Annotated in this window: 17 protein-coding genes and 2 tRNA genes; 5 read left to right on the top strand and 14 right to left on the bottom strand. The window is 37.7% G+C overall.

Annotated features, from left to right (window positions below):
• Positions 1-20: 20 nt before the first annotated feature.
• Both ACXACJ_RS22350 and ACXACJ_RS22345 read right to left on the bottom strand, forming a co-directional pair.
• Positions 21-659, bottom strand: coding sequence for a WbqC family protein (locus ACXACJ_RS22350; RefSeq protein WP_475136660.1), 639 nt, complete (start codon positions 657-659; stop codon positions 21-23).
• Complete coding sequence (locus ACXACJ_RS22345) at positions 659-1,282, bottom strand: L-threonylcarbamoyladenylate synthase (RefSeq protein ID WP_475136659.1); 624 nt, start codon at positions 1,280-1,282, stop codon at positions 659-661. Before ACXACJ_RS22345 ends, ACXACJ_RS22350 begins: the two co-directional genes overlap by 1 nt.
• A 54-nt stretch (positions 1,283-1,336) precedes the next feature.
• Between ACXACJ_RS22345 and mltG the strand changes: the two genes are divergently transcribed.
• The 5 genes from mltG to ACXACJ_RS22320 all read left to right on the top strand — a co-directional run bounded on the left by mltG (position 1,337) and on the right by ACXACJ_RS22320 (position 3,962).
• A complete protein-coding gene (gene mltG / locus ACXACJ_RS22340; protein ID WP_475136658.1) occupies positions 1,337-2,371 on the top strand; it encodes an endolytic transglycosylase MltG in 1,035 nt (344 codons plus the stop codon).
• A 1-nt stretch (position 2,372) separates the two neighbouring features.
• The gene (locus tag ACXACJ_RS22335) at positions 2,373-2,786 is read left to right on the top strand and encodes an acyl-CoA thioesterase (RefSeq protein WP_475136657.1); all 414 of its coding nucleotides are present in this window, start codon (positions 2,373-2,375) and stop codon (positions 2,784-2,786) included.
• The gene (locus tag ACXACJ_RS22330) at positions 2,776-3,723 is read left to right on the top strand and encodes a YihY/virulence factor BrkB family protein (protein ID WP_475136656.1); all 948 of its coding nucleotides are present in this window, start codon (positions 2,776-2,778) and stop codon (positions 3,721-3,723) included. Before ACXACJ_RS22335 ends, ACXACJ_RS22330 begins: the two co-directional genes overlap by 11 nt.
• Before the next feature lie 73 nt (positions 3,724-3,796).
• Positions 3,797-3,881 (top strand) — tRNA-Ser (locus ACXACJ_RS22325).
• Positions 3,882-3,890: 9 nt separating this feature from the next.
• Positions 3,891-3,962, top strand: a tRNA-Glu gene (locus tag ACXACJ_RS22320).
• A gap of 218 nt (positions 3,963-4,180) precedes the next feature.
• Here the strand turns inward: ACXACJ_RS22320 and ACXACJ_RS22315 are convergent.
• From ACXACJ_RS22315 to ACXACJ_RS22260, 12 genes are all read right to left on the bottom strand, one after another.
• Positions 4,181-5,209, bottom strand: a complete 1,029-nt coding sequence (locus ACXACJ_RS22315) for an MraY family glycosyltransferase (RefSeq protein ID WP_475136655.1) — start codon at positions 5,207-5,209, stop codon at positions 4,181-4,183.
• Positions 5,202-6,143 (bottom strand): NAD-dependent epimerase/dehydratase family protein, encoded by a 942-nt coding sequence (locus ACXACJ_RS22310; protein WP_475136654.1) that lies wholly within the window; start codon positions 6,141-6,143, stop codon positions 5,202-5,204. The genes ACXACJ_RS22315 and ACXACJ_RS22310 overlap by 8 nt, the downstream gene beginning before the upstream one ends.
• Before the next feature lie 277 nt (positions 6,144-6,420).
• The gene (locus ACXACJ_RS22305) at positions 6,421-7,611 is read right to left on the bottom strand and encodes a glycosyltransferase family 4 protein (RefSeq protein ID WP_475136653.1); all 1,191 of its coding nucleotides are present in this window, start codon (positions 7,609-7,611) and stop codon (positions 6,421-6,423) included.
• Between the two features lie 13 nt (positions 7,612-7,624).
• A complete protein-coding gene (locus ACXACJ_RS22300) occupies positions 7,625-8,524 on the bottom strand; it encodes an ATP-grasp fold amidoligase family protein (RefSeq protein WP_475136652.1) in 900 nt (299 codons plus the stop codon).
• Positions 8,525-8,527: 3 nt separating this feature from the next.
• A complete protein-coding gene (locus ACXACJ_RS22295) occupies positions 8,528-9,565 on the bottom strand; it encodes a glycosyltransferase family 4 protein (protein ID WP_475136651.1) in 1,038 nt (345 codons plus the stop codon).
• Positions 9,552-10,865: an O-antigen ligase family protein gene (locus ACXACJ_RS22290; RefSeq protein ID WP_475136650.1), complete on the bottom strand. Its 1,314-nt coding sequence runs from the start codon at positions 10,863-10,865 to the stop codon at positions 9,552-9,554. Before ACXACJ_RS22290 ends, ACXACJ_RS22295 begins: the two co-directional genes overlap by 14 nt.
• A 12-nt stretch (positions 10,866-10,877) precedes the next feature.
• Positions 10,878-12,011 (bottom strand): glycosyltransferase, encoded by a 1,134-nt coding sequence (locus ACXACJ_RS22285; RefSeq protein ID WP_475136649.1) that lies wholly within the window; start codon positions 12,009-12,011, stop codon positions 10,878-10,880.
• The gene (locus tag ACXACJ_RS22280) at positions 12,008-13,105 is read right to left on the bottom strand and encodes a glycosyltransferase family 4 protein (RefSeq protein WP_475136648.1); all 1,098 of its coding nucleotides are present in this window, start codon (positions 13,103-13,105) and stop codon (positions 12,008-12,010) included. The genes ACXACJ_RS22285 and ACXACJ_RS22280 overlap by 4 nt, the downstream gene beginning before the upstream one ends.
• Before the next feature lie 11 nt (positions 13,106-13,116).
• The gene (locus ACXACJ_RS22275; protein ID WP_475136647.1) at positions 13,117-14,454 is read right to left on the bottom strand and encodes a glycosyltransferase; all 1,338 of its coding nucleotides are present in this window, start codon (positions 14,452-14,454) and stop codon (positions 13,117-13,119) included.
• Positions 14,444-15,406, bottom strand: a complete 963-nt coding sequence (locus ACXACJ_RS22270; protein WP_475136646.1) for a sulfotransferase domain-containing protein — start codon at positions 15,404-15,406, stop codon at positions 14,444-14,446. The genes ACXACJ_RS22275 and ACXACJ_RS22270 overlap by 11 nt, the downstream gene beginning before the upstream one ends.
• 62 nt (positions 15,407-15,468) lie before the next feature.
• Positions 15,469-16,668: a glycosyltransferase family 4 protein gene (locus tag ACXACJ_RS22265; RefSeq protein ID WP_475136645.1), complete on the bottom strand. Its 1,200-nt coding sequence runs from the start codon at positions 16,666-16,668 to the stop codon at positions 15,469-15,471.
• Between the two features lie 4 nt (positions 16,669-16,672).
• Positions 16,673-17,848 (bottom strand): glycosyltransferase family 4 protein, encoded by a 1,176-nt coding sequence (locus ACXACJ_RS22260; protein WP_475136644.1) that lies wholly within the window; start codon positions 17,846-17,848, stop codon positions 16,673-16,675.
• Positions 17,849-17,859 lie beyond the last annotated feature (11 nt).

Raw genomic sequence — 17,859 nt, 5'->3', positions numbered from 1 at the left:
CACAAAACGTAATCAATAAACTAATTGTTCGCCAGGTTAGTGCCCGATTGCTTCAAAACCATTATTGCTTCTGGCCCGCAACAAAACAAGAGATCTAGAATGCTCATGTTAGGAACAAAGTTTTTGCCAAAGATTTGCTGATAAGGAATTGACACAAACCAGTCTAGTTTTTCAATAGGGTTTCGAGGGTGAATTTGCTCCCGGAGGTCCCAGAGGCCATCTTGAGGCAAATCAGATTTTGAATGGATAAAACTGACCTTTGTTCCGATTTTTAAAAACTTAAGACAGATTGACAGTAAACTTCGGTTTAAATCGACCAATCGCGCTGGTTCGGCATACAACTCTTCTTTAAATATTTCTGAATAAAAATCGAAAAATGGCGCCTTTCCATAGGCCGATTGAATGGCTCGCCAATGATTATTAACCCATTTTTCATGATAATCGATTTCCATTCGTTCAACTGGTAACTTTCGATTGGCACCATGAACGGGAACCGATAAATCAAGGGGTTTATTGGCAGAAATGATGGAACAGCGATTTCTATATGAGCGCTTACCAAACTTTTCGCTGCAGTCTATCAAAACTTCATCGGCATAATAAAGTGCAGTAAAATACGCGATAGAAGGAAAGTAATGTAAATCGATTAGAAGTTGACGCATTAAATGTAATCTTCAATTTGTCCTAAGCCCTCTCTAATCACCTCTAAATCATCATTAGAGCAATCAATCACTGTAGAAGGAATATTACCGCCATAACCACCATCGATGACAATATCTACCAAATTCTCAAACTTCTCATAGATCAAACTAGGGTCGGTAGAATATTCGATCACCTCATCTTCATCCCTAATTGAAGTGGTAATAATTGGATTGCCAAGTTCTTTCACAATCATACGAGGAATATCGTTGTCAGGCACGCGAATACCCACGGTCTTCTTTTTAGCATTAAGGACTTTAGGAACTTTGCTACTGGAATTCAGAATAAAAGTAAACGGCCCAGGCAAAGCTTTCTTCATCACCTTAAAAATCGGAGTATTCAACTGACGCACATACTCTGAAATCTCACTTAAATCGTAGCAAATGAATGAAAGGTTCTGTGGTTTTACTCCTTTAATCTGGCAAATTCGCTCCACGGCTCGGGTATTCGAGAAATCACAGCCAATGCCATAAACCGTATCAGTCGGATAAATTATCACTCCACCATCTCTTAAAACAGATACGATGTGGTCAATTTTGTCTTGTTCTGGATTTTCGGGATAAAGCCTAATCAATTCTGCTTTCATTGCCGTTATTTTATCAAATCGAAGTTAGGACAAAAAGCTTATTTTTGTGGCCTTATGAAGAAAAGAAAGATTTTCATCCTGTCCATGGTGGTCTTTTCCGTGCTGCTGACCTCATTTTCATTTTATTTCTATCAAGTGTTTTACGGAGCGAACATTTTGATAGACCAAGCCGATCAAACTGTATTAATCGATCATGATGATGATTTTGATTCGGTGAGAAATCAGTTTTATGATGCCAAAATCATAAACGATGTTGTGTCATTCTCCTTTGTGGCCAAAGTTTTGGGTTACCAAGACTTGGTTAAACCGGGAGTTTATGCAATGAAATCAGGCATGTCGAATTTGGAAGCCGTTAGAATGTTAAGAGCCGGCAACCAACAACCTGTCCACGTTACGTTCAACAATGTTCAACTCAAAAATGAACTGGCTGAAAAAATAACTCAGAACACGGGAGTACAATCTTCTGAATTTCTCTCGCTATTGAATAATGACAGCTTCTTAGAAAAGTATGGGGTGAATTCAGATAACGTAATGACGCTATTCATCCCCAATACTTATGAAGTTTACTGGACAATCTCTGCAGATGAGCTTTTCGATAAAATGGCTAAAGAACATGAAAAATTCTGGAGCGAAAGCCGGCTTGCGAAAGCAAAAGCATTGAACTTAACACCTACGGAAGTTTCCATTCTAGCCTCAATTGTTCAAGCAGAAAGCATTATGTCTGACGAAAGTCCCACAATTGCAGGCCTATACCTTAATCGCTTAAATAAAAATATTGCTCTTCAGGCAGACCCAACCTTGGTTTATGCCTTAGGCGACTTCACGATTCAAAGGGTTTTAAACGAACACAAAAGAGTTCAAAGCCCATACAATACTTACTTAAATCGAGGCCTGCCTCCAGGACCAATCAACTTACCGACTATCCGTTCAATAGATGCGGTATTGAATTACGAAAAGCATAACTATCTTTATATGTGTGCTAAAGAAGACTTTTCTGGGTATCACCGGTTCGCAAAAACACTTGCCGAACACAACAGAAATGCAAGTCTCTTTCAACAAGCATTAAACAAAAGAAAAATTTTTAGATAGCATGTATTCTGCTTCCACCCAAATTCGTGTTCGATATGCCGAAACCGACCAAATGGCTTATGTATATTATGGCAATTATGCTACTTATTACGAAGTAGGAAGGGTGGAAGCCCTAAGGCAAATAGGCTTCAGCTATAGCGAACTTGAAAAAAAGGGCGTAATGATGCCTGTGTATGAAAACTACAGCAAGTACAATGCACCAGCGAAATATGACGAACTACTCACGGTTCAGGTAGTTATTCCAGAAATACCAAGTGTAAGAATGAGGTTTGAATACAAAATCAATAATGAAGAAGGAAAAACCCTCAATGAAGGCTATACCACTTTAGTTTTTATTGACATGGAAACCAACCGCCCTACCAGAGCTCCAAAAGAACTTATTGAAACGTTAAAGCCCCATTTCGATGAAAAATAAGATTCTGGATCTTATTTTCGAAAACAAGCACTATTTAAGGCTGGTAGCTTTTCTGCAAAGAATAAAGCTCGGCAAAGACAAGATCGGTCTTTACGATGCCATTGTCATTTTTATGCGAAAAATGGCAAATGACGAAATTCTCGATCGAGCGAATGGTGTAGCATTCAGTTTTACCATGGCAATATTTCCCGCCATCATCTTTCTGTTTACGCTCACCCCATACATTCAATATTTCTTCCCCGCCTTAAACAATGAAGAAATTATCGGCTTTTTGAGAGACATTATGCCTTACAATCTCTATGAAGCCGCAGAAACCACCATTCACGATATTATCAGCAAGCAAAGAGGTGGCCTGCTTTCATTGGGCTTCATCATGACCTTAATTCTTTCAACAAACGGAATGGCCTCTTTGATGGGCGCTTTCAATGCATGCTACAAAACAAAAGAAACTAGGGGATTTCTTTCCGTTAGAATAACAGCCACAGGATTAATCTTGATTCTTTCTCTTTCTTTCATAATAGCCGTTGCTTTACTAATCGTAGGCCAGCAAATGCTAAGTGACTCTGAAATAAGATCCCTAGTGAGTGATATTATATCAGTCGACCTCCTAATTATCTTGAGATTTGTTCTTCTCTACATCATCTTTCAGGTGGCTATTTCCTCTATCTATTATTTTGCACCAGCTATCCATGAAAAATGGCACTTTTTTAGTTTAGGCTCTATATTTTCAACATTAGCAGTGCTTATTGCTTCTTTTGGCTTCTCCTTCTACATAAACAACTTTGGCACATACAATAAGCTATATGGATCAATTGGAGCCATTTTGGTGCTTATGCTCTGGCTTTTTATCATTTCGCTCATTCTTCTGGTAGGCTTCGAAATGAATGCCGCAATCGATAAAGCAAGAATGGACATTCGTGAATCAAATTTTGATTAAAAAATTTCCATTGAGTTGTTTGTATTAAAAAATTAACCTCTATCTTTGCAGTCCCAATTGGGAGATCACACACAGAGGAGTGGCAGAGTGGTCGAATGCGGCGGTCTTGAAAACCGTTGATCTTCACGGATCCGGGGGTTCGAATCCCTCCTCCTCTGCAACTATTTGGTCCGTTCGTCTAGGGGTTAGGACGCCAGGTTTTCATCCTGGTAACAGGGGTTCGATTCCCCTACGGACTACACATCAAAAGCCACTCAAATGAGTGGCTTTTTCTATTTTCACCCTTGTAAAAGGAGAAGCAGAATCGCTGTTGTTTTTATCCAAAAACTGAAGTGCACTTTTAAAACATAATTGCACACTATTTAGCTCTAGCCTATACCACAGATTTTAAAAGTCCGAAAGAAATTGTGATGTAAACTAACTAGATCGACATAGTCAGTTTTGAGTAAATTTGATGCTATTTAAACCCTAAAGCATTTTTATAGGTTTTTTTTTCATCTAATTCTTCTTCTCTAGTTCTGCTAAACACATACTTCAAAGGAACGTAGATGACAACCAGACAAACTGTTATAGCCAAACTGGCCAACCATGGGTTTACTTTAGAAGGCAGAATATAAAAAACCAAAATCACGTTGAGGGTAAGCTGAAACACAGCATAAACCAAAGAAACCAACACATGGGAAACCTGACCTTCATTAGCAATTTTCTGATAAAGATGCATTCTATGCCCTTGAAGAATATTCTCTCTCAACCAAAGCCGCTGAAGAATGGTCATACCAGTATCAAGTCCGTAAACACCTAAAAGCCATAAATACATTGGATTCTCAGACTGCCAACACAAAGTACCAACGAGAAAAATAATTAAAAAAGCCAAAGAGACACTACCTACATCTCCAGCAAAACATTTCGCCTTCTTTCTAGCATTAAAAAACAAAAACGCTAAAGTAGCCATCATTGGCAACAGGATGAGTTCAACAGGTATACTCAAAAATTCATTCTCAGAAACAAGCCATAGAGCCGACAAAAAGAAAACTAGACTATAAAAGCCTGTAATTCCGTTTATGCCATCCATGAAATTATAAGCATTGATCATAGCTAAAACCACAACCAACAAAGGTACCCATTGCCACCAAAGCAAATTACCTTCGCTCACCTGATAAATTAGAAGTAAACTCGATACAATCTGAACCCCGAGTCTAATTCTTTTCTTAAGATCATGAATGTCATCTAAGAAACTAACGATTGATATCCCGATAAACCCGATGAGAAAAAGAGCGAAGTCGAACCCTGAATAGAAACCGTAGACAAGAAGGGAAAACACAAAAACAACCCCCCCTCCACGAATAGTTGGTGTCTCATGACTGCTTCTAGAGTTTGGCTTATCTATAATTTTATACTGCCTAGCCACTCTAAAATAGAGTAAAAGAAGAACCACAAACAGGATCAGGAAAGACAGATTGAAAATAAAAAAATATTGATCAAACATTGACAAGCTCGGTTTTAGAAACATTCGTTAAATACCCTAACACAGAACCTGGATTCCATCCTAGAACTTTTCTTGCCTTGTTATCGGAAAAAGTAAGTGAACTCGTCATTTTCTGTAATTTCCTAGAATTAAAAGGCATTTCCTTATTCGATATCTTACTACCCAAATCTCCAGTCTTTGCCAAAGACTTACCTAACCATAAGGGTAATTTTTTAGGGTTTGGCAACTCAAACTTTTCAGCTAAAACCAACCCTAACTCCCTAAAAGTTGGATGCGTACCATCAGTAAGATTAAATACTCCTCCATTTTCAGCTACAACCGGAATAATCTTGGCGACATCGTGAGAAAGAACCATTGATCTATTCACATCATCTTTCCCTATTTGAAAATAATATCCTTTTCTAACAGCCTTAATCATAGCCTGAAGGTTGCCAAGCGGCTGACTGCCAACCACGATTGGCAGACGAAGAATACTTACAAGGACATTATTCTTCTTTCCCCATTCTAAAACAGATTTTTCTGCGAATATCTTACTTTCACCATATGGGTCTTTTGCTTGTAATGGAGTCTCCTCATCAAGTAAGGAACCATATTCCAGGCCATAAACAGCAACAGAACTGATTAAAACTAGGGCTTTTGGTAAAAACTCGCACAGTTCTAATCCCCTCAATAAATTTAATGTACCCTGATGATTTACCTTGTAAAAGTCATTGATTTCCTCTGTTGATTGGGGAATCACATGAGCCTTACCCGCATTATGAACAACAATATCGAATGAAGAAGAAAAAGAAGGGATTGAATTAGCTAAATCGACAACAATGTCATTTGACTTAGATCGACCAAGCGTATGAGTAGAAAAACGCTCGGATAAAACTCTTGTAAGCTCTGCTCCCAAGAAGCCATGACCACCTGTAATTAAAAAAGTCTTCGACATGTCGTTGCGATTGAGGTAAACCAAACCTATTCTTATTATAAAAACTAACCGTTTAAAAAGAGTTCGGTTCAAGTTTGCATGACATTTACATCTGTCATACAGAACAAATTTATTAAGATTTTTAAATCTTATCAGGTGTTTGCCCCTAAAAGAATAAAGTTAGCACACAATCTTTTGTATTTGCTACGATTAAAGCCAATGAACGCAGATTTTTGTACTAAAGAAAATGAAGACTTAACGAAAAATTTACAATTGATTAGGGAGAGGAAAAACAATACTATTGAATCTGTAGCATCTTTTCAATGTATTTCTTGGCTAGCACATTTCGGCTGAAATCTGAATTTGCCAATTGAAATGCATTTTGAGCCATTTCATCTCTTAATTTAGGATTGTATGCCAGGGCTTTTATAGCCTCTGCAAATTGAGAAGGTTCATCGGAAGGGACATTCAAACCACAACGTTCCTTCTCTACCAATTCTTTAATCCACCCTTTGGTTGACTGAATTATAGGAACACCAGCAGCAAAAGAATCGAACATCTTGTTTGGAGAGCTCGTGTGTAGTACCGGGTAATCTTTAAATGTAACAAAACTCGCTGTAGCCACTGAAAACCACTTTACAACCTCAGTCTTAGGCACTAAGCCCAAGAAATGAATATTTTCTGGGTTCGACTTTTCGGCCTCAGATTCTAGCATTTTTCTCTCAGCTCCGTCACCTATAAATACTAAGCTAATCGGCTCAGCTTTTAAGAGAGACATAGCTCTAACGATTTGAACACAATCGTCCATTAGGCCAAGTGAACCTGCATAAATGAATACTTTCGTTTCACTTAGTTTGTCCACAAAAAGCTTGGGCTTTTCAAAAACTCCAGAGAACAATTCAGGGTCACAAGCATTAGGTATAACCAAGGTTTCTGTTTTCGGAAATCTATCTATAATCGACTGATTCATTCCCGGGCTACAGGGAACAACCAAATTTGAATTCCTATAACATAGTGATTCAAACCAAAGTGCAAGTTTCTTCTGCCAGCCTGCCTTGATTAATCCAAGCTCAATACCTCCTGAAGGCCAAAGGTCGCGAACTTCAAAAACAGTCCTTTTCCTACGGATTTTTTTAGCGAAAATCAGAGGTAAACCAATAGTTATTGGTCCAGAAGATGAAATTAAGACATCGTATGGTTGACTTAATGCATAATAAATAGAAACTAAAGCAAAACGCAGAGCTCGAAAAGCCCTAACCGGAACTGAAAGACGATTGGAATCTCCTGAATTGATAACAATGAGCTTAATGCCTTCTATTTCTTGTCTAGATATAAATCCTTTTGCCTTAATATCCGACTTGTCATATGGCGTAGTCACCACGGTAACTTCATGCCCTGCTTGAACCCACCTTCTCGTTAATTCATAAACTCTAGTACTCCATGAGCCTTTAGGTGTTCCGAAGTATTGATAAAAAAATATGATTCTCACTTTAATAAATCGTTTATAGGTAGGATTCCTTCATTAGAGACAGGTCAATCAATTCACCCATCTTCAAGTCCATTTGTTTGTCAGTAAAAGGTTCAATACCACCTCCAGGGTGAATCGTGATTTCCCCAAAATAAACTCGTCCGGCATGTTCGTACAAATCTACTCTACAAAAAACGAAAGGTTGGGAAAGCTTTGAGGCCACTTCTCGCATCTCATCCAAAGTGGTTGGCCTAGGAATAGGAGCATCCGTTTTTGAATATCGAATCTGCATATCAGAATCTTCCCAGGTATCGGCTGTGTAAATACTTCTTTTGTGGTTGGAAAATCGGTCAGCATCTACTTGAACATACTTTGCCTCTCCATTGCTGCAAAAAAATTTATAATCCTTTATTTCGAATTCCAGCATCTCTTCACAAATCAAAAGAGGCTTAATTTGTTTGTATTGCCATTCTCTATTGAGAAAATATGAATTCTTGCCCAACCAAATATCAAGCTTCCTTTTCTCGTTGGGCCAGTTATGTTGAGCTTTATCGTTCACAAGTAAATTCCATCCACTTCCATGATTGGTTTTAATTACAAACTTTTGTGGAAGTTCATTTTCATTAACCTCCTTTCCTCTTTCGTAAACTCCTAAACACGGAATTAAATAAGATTCACCAACGGTGTCTTTAACATAGTCCCTTACCCTAACTTTATCTGCCACAACGGGAGAAAGCGGATTTCGGTCATGTAATTTGATATAGTTGAGCTTCTCATTGAAGGTAGAAGGTGGGTTCAAATTGAACTTGTACCATTGGCATGATAACCTTTTACAATTGACATAAAAGGCTACTTTAGAAAAAGTTGAAGCTGGAAATACGATTAAAACATATTTACAGAGCCAATACCAAATGTTAACTCCTAATGCTTTCATTGTTCAGTCGATTTTTTTTAATAATTCAACCCATTGTTTTCTTACAGCTTGCCAATCCCAAGTCAAAGCCAAATTTCTTCCACCTTGAACAATTTGACTCCTTAATTCAGCACTTTCAACAAGTTCTTGGATGGCATTACAAAATGCGATTTCATCATTGGGCGGCACCAATATACCGTTTACCCGATCCGTAATTATAAAAGGTAGCCCACCCACATTCGTTGTAATGATGGGCATACCCAAAGCTGCCGCCTCCACTACACTTACGGGAGCATTATCAACATTTGTTGTATTGATGAAAAGATTATAATTCGCTGAAAGCACAATCCAATCGGTCTTTGAAAGCCCTCCTGTAATCTTCAGATTATTTTCCACTTTCAACTGCCGGGCTAGACCTTTAACTTCATTCAAGGAACCATCTTTATCAGGGCCAACCATGCATAATTCGGTATTATAAAATCCCAAATCAATCATTTTTTTCAAAAGCCGAACGGCAAGTTGTGGATTGTAAATCGAGTGAAAAGATCGCACCCATAATATTTTAAACTGATCGCTTAAATCCGTTCTTTCTGGTTTGAAAGGGTAGTTCGCTATATCTATAAAATTAGGAATTACTTCATATTCTCTTTCTACAAAACCCTGCATCGCAGATTTAAGGTATGAGGAAGGCGAAACAACTTTATACGCTTTGGTTAAAAGCCTTTCCAATTTGTCAGGCGATGTTTCGATTCTTTTTGGCAAATCTCCTCCATGCAAAATAGGAATATACTTGATTCTCAAAACCTCGGCTAAACGAGCTGATGTCCATGCGAACACAAAAGCCGAGGTACTGTAGGTATCGATAAGAAGAAAATCACATTTACGGTTAGTGAATATTACCCACCAAATATGAAATAGCCTTACCAATTGATTCCTTTTAGAAGAGGCTCTTACTACGTTAAAATCACTCGACAAACGCTCTCCAAGCAAATCTACAGAAGTTGGATTTGCCCCATGAATAGCTAGCATATTCCCAATGTAAAGGGCCTTACTTTTCTTCATTGATATTTATAAATGCAAGACCAAAAAGTATAGGACTGATCATAGTTCGGGTAGCAGCATGCATTGTAGAGAAGAGGCTTAGGACTAAAAAGGCCATCATCCAACTCCGTTTTAGGCTCCCTTTTTCCTTTAGGGCAATTAGAAAGGGGTAAACAAAGACTAAAAAAATAATAATAGCACCCAAAATACCATGTTCTGATAACAGTCTTGAAAGTTCTACGTGAGCAATTTTATCATTCCCATATTCTTGAGCTCCCACGACTGCCGCCTGACCTGCCCCAACACCAAACACTGGATGATCTAGAAAAATATCTATATCCCTTAAGAAAATAGACAATCGGCCTGTGGTCAATTGATCCAAACTTTTGTCCTTCGACCCTAACAATGTCCCCCTAGTTTCTCCTTGGTATCTTAAAAGTAAATTTCCGCCAGTAATCTCGTTTGCAATAATGAAGCTGAATATTAAAGCCACTATTACCATGATTACCGAGGAAAACTTTATTTTCCTCTGATTAGCCCTCCTTTTTTCCAACATATTTAGCGCTACAATTGAGCCAATCGACAAAACCGCACCTAACATACCCCCTCTAGAAAAGCTAAGTAAGCACCACAAAATGGTGATGAGTAAGAACCCTGCATCCACGAGCTTATAGGGAGAAAACTTCCATCTTCTCAAAAACAAAAAGCCAAATAAGAGTATTCCATATCCTAAAACGGTAGATGCTTGATTAGATCCAAAATCACCAGTTGTATCATTGACAGCTCCCAAGTTAAAGTCAACAGAATCTAAATCTGGACTGACAAGAACCAAATAGAATAACAACACTAAAACAGGATATATGGAATTGATCAACAGGCCTTTTACTTGCCGAGAATCGATATAGATGTTAGAAAAAACGATGGCTCCCAATGCCATATTTACCATCCCCATCAAATTGAAAACTATGCCCTTAAATCCTGTAGACATCAGCAACCCAGGCAAAAGTAAAATCATGATAGCAGACGCCCATTGCCCTTTACGGAGTTTAACCCTTAAGGCCACATACATAAGAATAAGGAAGGTAAGATATTTACCCGCTTCATAAGGAATGAAAGGCGAAGCCCCTAATACACGAGCAAGAAGTTCAATAGGAATTAAATAGAGTAAAATGGCAGCAACATGATAAGAGAAATCTTCGGCTTTTAGGCTTTTGAACAAATGATAACCTACAGCTAAATAGAACCATAAAATAACAGCCAATTTCCCAATGAGAACCAAGGCTATTAATATTATGACGTGAAGTATATCTCTTAATTTCAAAAGTTATCTATTCTATTTATTCAACAAATCCGCTTTATCAAAAACAGTAACATCCAGCTTATCGGCATAAGAACGAAACGTAAATAAAGGGGCAATTTTTGATGCTTCTAAAGCTTGCGCTTTTAAATCACCTGAAAACTTTACTTTCGACACAAAATCAGAAAAAGATTCGGTTTCAACATCCCAAAGGAAGCCATTTGAAGGGTTTATGTAATGGGGAATGCTAGAAATATTAGAGACAATAGGAATACAACCAAAGTTTGCGCCTTCCGAGATTACCTTTGGAAAACCTTCCGAAGCAGTAGAGGGTAACAATAGAAAATGAGATTGTGCATATATGGCTGAAATATCCTTTTTGTCTAAACCTCCATAAAAAATGCATTCTACATCACTGTTCTGCGCAGTTTGTTTATAATTCTCGATATTAACGCCTTCCCCTACGAAGTGAATTGTCTTAATACCCTTTTGACTAAATAGAGATAGATTTTCCAAAATCCTATCTACACCCTTTGCAAACTCTAAACGCCCAACAAAACAACCAACAAAGGGAGCTGCATAATTCTTGGCAGAAATTGCCTTTGCTCCCACTTCTAATTCCTCTTCCGAAATAGATGGGTTTTCAAAAGTATGAATATGATCTTTTTGATAATCCCACTTACCATTTACCGTAACTGGCCTTTTCTGATAATCTGACAGAAAAACTTTCTGGAACCTGTATGAAAATGGCATATTTTGTTGATTCCAGTTACCAGCATACTTGAACCAACCTGGCTTCTTTGTAAACCATGTTAGCAACGGGATTAAATACATACCCATAGAGGTAGGAGCACGAAATTGAAAAACATCTGCTTTTCTAAGCTCTTTAAACACTGTGGAAATGATCCGTGGAGAGGAAAGAAAAATTTTAAGTTTATTAACAACTCCCGCTCCTCCAAAATCTGGTATGCTGATAAACTCAACGTTTTTTGAGGAGTAGCTTGCCGCGCTCATGGGAGGAGCTTCATTTTTCTTTAGACAAGCTACATGGACAACCTTTCCATATTTTTCTGCCAAATAGTCCACTTCTCTGATAGTGGGACCCCATCCTCTAATCTCTCCATTACTGGAAGAATAATGTTCAGTATGCGAGATAATTAGAATTCTCATAACATTTCCTTTACTAGCTCTTGCCACTTATGCTTTTGTGCCCAAGCCACGGCCCCCTTTCTATATCTTTCTTTTTGGGATAGTATTGCCTCAACTGCCTCACTTATTTCACCTGCATTATCACCATCTACCAGCAAACCGTTATTATCACCAACGGCATCCTCAATTCCGCAACCAAGGGCACCAATTGCTGGTACCCCAACTGCATTAGCTTCCAAAATTGCTATACCAAAACCCTCAACATCTCCGTTAGACTGATTTTCAGATAACATGATGAAAATATCGGCACCTTTATATTTTTGTATAAGATCCAATTTGGAAGGCACTCTCCCATGAAAGGTAATTGAATCCAAAACGCCCAACTCGTTTGCTATACCTACAAATTCCTCTTTTTGAGTTGGCAAACCCACGATATGATAATGGGCTTCTGGGAATTTTTCCAGAATAGCAGGCAAAGCCTTGATTACTCTATGTTGGCCCTTTCTTCTTGTAACATTGCCCACGGTTAATATAGATGGGTAGCCCTTTAGTCCATCTACCTTGATGCCTTTTACTTCTTGACATAAATCAAAAAAGGACTTATCCAACCCATTTGGGATTACTTTCACTTCTTGCTTTTTACTAGGGTTTAAAAAAGTGCCAGTAAAGGAGGAAACCGGATACAAATAATCAGCCGCCCTATAAGACAACTCCGTAAATCTTGAAATCAAAAAAGAACTCTGATTCACTTCAAATCCATGAATGAAAGCATGTGTTTCTCTTTTCAAAAAAAGCTTAATGAAAAAGCCAATCCATAATGGCAATCTGCCTGAAAGAATAATCCGTCCATACTCTCCATTAGACAATCTCACTGCCTGAAAAATTCTTCTTAAAGTATGAAAGCTCTTATCTCTTCCAATAAAATTAATGACCCTGACGCTGGTCGGCAAGGCATCGTTAAATTGGTCTATTTCGGATTTGTCAGCGTAATCTTGATTACACAAAACATCAATATCAAATTGCGACTTTAGGGTTAGAACCATACTTGCCGTATGCTGGCCTATTCCGCCTGGCCCAGGAGGGAATTCTGAAGATATGACTAAAACGCGTGGCATTAACTCTGTAATTATGAAAGTTTTTCAATCATAGGTGATTTCATTTTTTGAGTAGAAATTCTCCATGACCAAATCACTTGACCCAAAATAAAGGGTAGCAAAATTAGGGTAAATAGCGAGCCAATTGCTAACAAGATTTTGTTCTTCTTAAATTTATAAGGAACCAAACTAGGTGGCAAGTTCTTAAATAAAGCCAGTATCGCGAGATGGTTTCCATGATATTTCCGGTATAAATAAAGCACACTAGGAATAGGTCTTGGCGAAAAAAAAGATTTAGGTCTGAAAGCATCCCAACTACCCATTTGCCTTAAACCTCCTTTACCTGCTTTTAGGTGTATTCTTTTGGCTTTAGGGTTTGAAATATTACTGAAGCCCGACAAATAAGCCCTCAAACCATATTCTCCATCGCCCATTCTTTGTTTCTCAAATTGGAGATCGAACAACCCAATTTGCTCAAACACCTCTCTTTTAATGAGTACATTACCAGTATCCAATTGATCACTCCACCTATAAATCGAATAGTGTGCAGGAATTTCACCTCCTTTTGTGCTCAAAGAAACACCAGACGAGATATCACAGTTAAAAAAATCTAACGCTTTCAAATGCTGGCTAATCCAATCTGGATCAACTAAAGAATCATCATCATACAGCAAAATCAGCTTGCCTTTAGCTCTTCGAATGGCTTCATTTCGAGCTTGCCAAAGAGCCTTCTCACTTTGCTTCCAATATTTCATATTCAACTTCCACCCTTGATAAACACTTTCATCAAAGTCGTCAGTCTGATCAACCACAAGGACTTCGAAATTCTTATAATCTTGGAGTTCTAAATCTCGAAAAACGTCCTTGAGATATTCATACCTATTTAAGGTTGGAATAATTACTGAAATAAGTGGCTCTTCTTTTACCAATTCACTTTCAAACCGGTCGAGTGATTCTCCATTATAATCAAGTTGTAATTTAACCTTCTTAACTTTAGCATTCTTTAGAAAGCCTTTGATCTCTCGAAATGGATTTTTAAACGAAAACACTCTCAAACAAAGGGCATAAACCATCCATAATCTACCATAATATTTGGCTAGAAAGCGATACTCGTCACAAACAGGCAAATGGGACTTTACCCAGATATTCAAAGCCTCATGTGGTGAGTCACCTGCTTTAATATACCCTGACTGAAAAGCTTGATATGCTAAATCCCTTACTTGAGCTTCTTTAGATTCATATTTTTTATCTAACAATATTTGCCTATTGCCTTCTAAATACTCATCATTTACAAAGTACTTATATGGTCCTTTTGGTTCTAAATTAAAGTACCAAGTAGGATTTACGTATTTAATAAAATTAAAAATCAATGCTATATCCCCAGTTTAATAGGGCATTGCCCGCAATGTTAATAAATTGATCGTGTTGTTCTGCCGAGAAATAATTTCGGTAATCACCTGTAATTCCCTTTCTGAAAAATGAACTCGCATCTTCTTCTCCCAACTTTCTACCTCCAGTTACATTTTGGAAGTTGTTCTTTTTAGAGCTACGTGCGACACTTTCTGCAGATTCTGTAACGCCCAAAAATTCAACCACCTTGGCTAACTCTTCTTCTGTATTAGAGAGCAAGTTTTCATATTTCAAAAAATACACATTCGGATCATTTTTGAATTGTAGAAGATGATTATAGTACTCAAAATAAGCTTTAGCACATCTATCAATATGATCTGACTTAATATCGCCTGATTCATCGAACCTGCTTCCTTGACCTCTTCTTGTAAAATGATGAGCAAAAGAAACGGTGATGTCACGACCGTCTCTGAGAATTACCACTTTTTTACTTTTAGGAAAGAATTGATTTATCTCATTCAATCCTTGAACGGTACTCTTATCTCCCACTTTTTCAATCCCAGAATTTTTATGAGCTAAAAATGCGGTCAGAAAAAACGTTTTAAACCCCTGATGTAGTAGAGATTCGTTCAGCCAAACCTTAGAGCTAGGAGTGTTAAATTCATCTGACGATTGAATTCTTTCAAAAAGTCCTTCAACAACAGACTGACTATTTAAAAAGTGGGTTTCTGGAGCATGAAAATTAAAAAACTGGCCTGAACCTCTACAAACGATTTTATCACAATCGTTCAGCATGTCTCTAAGCCATGTCGTACCTGATTTATCAAAACCCGTTAAAAAAAACACGTCCTCCTCCTTTAAATCACTAACATTGTTAACGGAATTGGAGGCCTTCCATTTCGCCTTCTCTTCTAAATAGAATCTAATTAGGGTCGATAACTTTCTTGTTAACCGGGATTTCAGCTTTGACATTATGTTGTTTTCATCATTGAAAATACTGTTAGAAAAATCAGGAAACCTTTAAAAAGAGAAACTCAACACTCAAAAAAATTCTTGAATTTTTCTTCCTGAATGCCTAAGTCGAAACTATCTCTAACCCTAACTTGAGCTCTTCGAGAAGTTTCCATCAAGATATCCATTGGAGTCTTAGTAATCTCTATTATTTTTTCTGCTAGAAGATTGGGATCACGGGATGGAACCACCCATCCTGTTTCTTCATTCATCACATTTTCAGCTAGCCCGCCAGCATTTCCAACAACACAAAGCAGTCCCGAAGCCTGAGCCTCAAGTACCGCGTTTCCAAACCCTTCTTGAACTGATGGGTGTAAAAATATGTCATGAGAATTCATTAACTCAATGATCTCATGATGCCCCAAAGCCCCTTCAAAATTAATAGCTGATTCTAAGTTGAGCTGATGTTTCGCAAAATTAAGCCTTTCCCAATCGTCTCCTTTTCCAACAATGGTTAGCTCAACATCAATATTCAAATCTCTTAATTCCTTGATTGCTAAAAAAGCATATTCGTGACCTTTTTTCCAAGTCAGCCTCCCAACCATAAGAATCCTAACTTTCCCGCTTTTAAAAAAACCACTTCTTTCTCCTTGATTAAACATTTGGCTTGAAATAGCCGGAGATATAATGGCTGAAGGAACATTCTTTGGTAACTGATATTCATTCTGTGCCTTTCTAAGAAGGTATTCTGAAATAGAGTGAACTTTTGAGATGTGTTTCCAGAGCTTTAAATAAGGATTTTCCTTTTGAGTAAGTGGATATAAGTCTATATCATAACCTCTAAAGCTACAAGAGGTATTGCAATTCAATGTTTTTCCCAACAGTTCCTTCCCAACCCCCATGGTGGCATAACCAAAATGCAAATGGTCTACTCTTTTTTCTAACAGAATATGAGCGTTAATATAACCAGCCTTTAAAGAGTTAATCAGGGAAGAGCCTGATTGCCTTTCCAAATTAATATACTTTAAGGTTTTGTTGGGAGACCGTAGTGCCAGGTAGAGTATTCCCACCATGACTTGAACAAGCCTAACTTTGTTTGAACCAGACAATCTCCATTGAAAGCGATAATTATATTTCTTGGTTTCTTTGGTGCTCTTTGATGAAGTGGCAAAAATCAGCACCTCAAAACCATTGGTTATCAGTCCGTCAATCTTGTTAGTAAAAAAGGTTTCGGAATACGTAATTGTACCTGGGATTACAATGCCTATTACTTTCTTCTTCATGAGTTTAAGCCTCAACAGATTGATAAAGCGCCAACATATCTTCTACCATTTTAACATCTGAAAACTGAACCTCAATAGTACTCCTTGCATTGATTCGAATTTTTTCAATTGCAGTAGGAGAAAATTTTAAGATGTCATTTATTTTCAGAGCAATGGATTCACTCGATCGTGTAGGAACAAGAAACCCGTTATATTCATCGCGTAAAACCTCTTTCATACCTCCACAAGTTGTACTCAATACAATTGTTCCTAAGGCCATTGCTTCAAGCACTACATTGGCAATTCCTTCTTCCACAGAAGGTAAAATAAGGATATCGCTATTTGCCATTAAGGATTTAACCTCGTCATGCGTTTTATGGCCTACCAGTTTAACCTGACTTTCTAGGCCTAGATCATAAATTTGAAATTGAAATTCTTCGGAAACTCCTCCAACAATTACATACTCAAAGTTAACTTGGTTTTCGGCAAGCACTTTACACGCATCTATGGAAAACTGATATCCTTTTTTCCAATGAGGCCGACCTACAGAAATTAACTTAAGAGGACTATTGAACGAAGGTTTTTTCTCTTTAAAAGGATAGTTCACTAATGACAAACCTGAATAAACCACCTTTGACCTATCTGCAATAGAGGCATACTTGCAGGCTTCATCAACAATGGCTTGTGAAACACCGTGAAATGCAGAACATTTTTTAAATAGCCTTGAAAAATCCATTGCAAGAGCAGGATTTGCCAATGGTTCGTAGTTCACTTGCCCTCCTCTTAAACTCGCAATAACCTTTACTCCAAGTTCTTCCAAAAAAATAAACTTTCTAACATCCTTTACCCACTGAATATGTAGTATATCAATCTCGCTATAAACAATTGGCAAAGTTCTTCCCCATAATTTCAGCTTTGCCTTTAAGCCTCCTTGGGCTTTCCAAACGCCATTGAGTTGAGCCCAAAGCTGGGGTTTAAACAGAAAAAGTAAACGAAACTTTAATCCGACCAATATTAGATTAATGTTGGAAGTAAAGCCAAGTGCTTTTGCGTTTTTATAGTACTTAGGTAATTGTGCGTTAACCCTACCAAAAACGTAAATCGAAATATTCTCATTTGCGCTCAAGCCTTCAATCAGCCGCTCAATAAAAACGGTTGAAGGTATTGAGCCACTTAATATTCCAACTCTTGTTCTTCTCACTTTAATTCTTT

The sequence above is a fragment of the Roseivirga sp. AWQ4_251 genome, assembly GCF_056158225.1.
The sequence above is the reverse complement of the archived record's forward strand: the minus strand, read 5'-3'. Positions and strand labels throughout refer to the sequence as shown.

Excerpts from the sequence above, each read along its gene's own strand:
- ACXACJ_RS22350 (WP_475136660.1), bottom strand. The coding sequence starts at position 659 with ATGCGTCAACTTCTAATCGATTTACATTACTTTCCTTCTATCGCGTAT.
- ACXACJ_RS22345 (WP_475136659.1), bottom strand. The coding sequence starts at position 1,282 with ATGAAAGCAGAATTGATTAGGCTTTATCCCGAAAATCCAGAACAAGAC.
- mltG (WP_475136658.1), top strand. The coding sequence starts at position 1,337 with ATGAAGAAAAGAAAGATTTTCATCCTGTCCATGGTGGTCTTTTCCGTG.
- ACXACJ_RS22335 (WP_475136657.1), top strand. The coding sequence starts at position 2,373 with ATGTATTCTGCTTCCACCCAAATTCGTGTTCGATATGCCGAAACCGAC.
- ACXACJ_RS22330 (WP_475136656.1), top strand. The coding sequence starts at position 2,776 with ATGAAAAATAAGATTCTGGATCTTATTTTCGAAAACAAGCACTATTTA.
- ACXACJ_RS22315 (WP_475136655.1), bottom strand. The coding sequence starts at position 5,209 with ATGTTTGATCAATATTTTTTTATTTTCAATCTGTCTTTCCTGATCCTG.
- ACXACJ_RS22310 (WP_475136654.1), bottom strand. The coding sequence starts at position 6,143 with ATGTCGAAGACTTTTTTAATTACAGGTGGTCATGGCTTCTTGGGAGCA.
- ACXACJ_RS22300 (WP_475136652.1), bottom strand. The coding sequence starts at position 8,524 with ATGAAAGCATTAGGAGTTAACATTTGGTATTGGCTCTGTAAATATGTT.
- ACXACJ_RS22295 (WP_475136651.1), bottom strand. The coding sequence starts at position 9,565 with ATGAAGAAAAGTAAGGCCCTTTACATTGGGAATATGCTAGCTATTCAT.
- ACXACJ_RS22285 (WP_475136649.1), bottom strand. The coding sequence starts at position 12,011 with ATGAGAATTCTAATTATCTCGCATACTGAACATTATTCTTCCAGTAAT.
- ACXACJ_RS22280 (WP_475136648.1), bottom strand. The coding sequence starts at position 13,105 with ATGCCACGCGTTTTAGTCATATCTTCAGAATTCCCTCCTGGGCCAGGC.
- ACXACJ_RS22270 (WP_475136646.1), bottom strand. The coding sequence starts at position 15,406 with ATGTCAAAGCTGAAATCCCGGTTAACAAGAAAGTTATCGACCCTAATT.
- ACXACJ_RS22265 (WP_475136645.1), bottom strand. The coding sequence starts at position 16,668 with ATGAAGAAGAAAGTAATAGGCATTGTAATCCCAGGTACAATTACGTAT.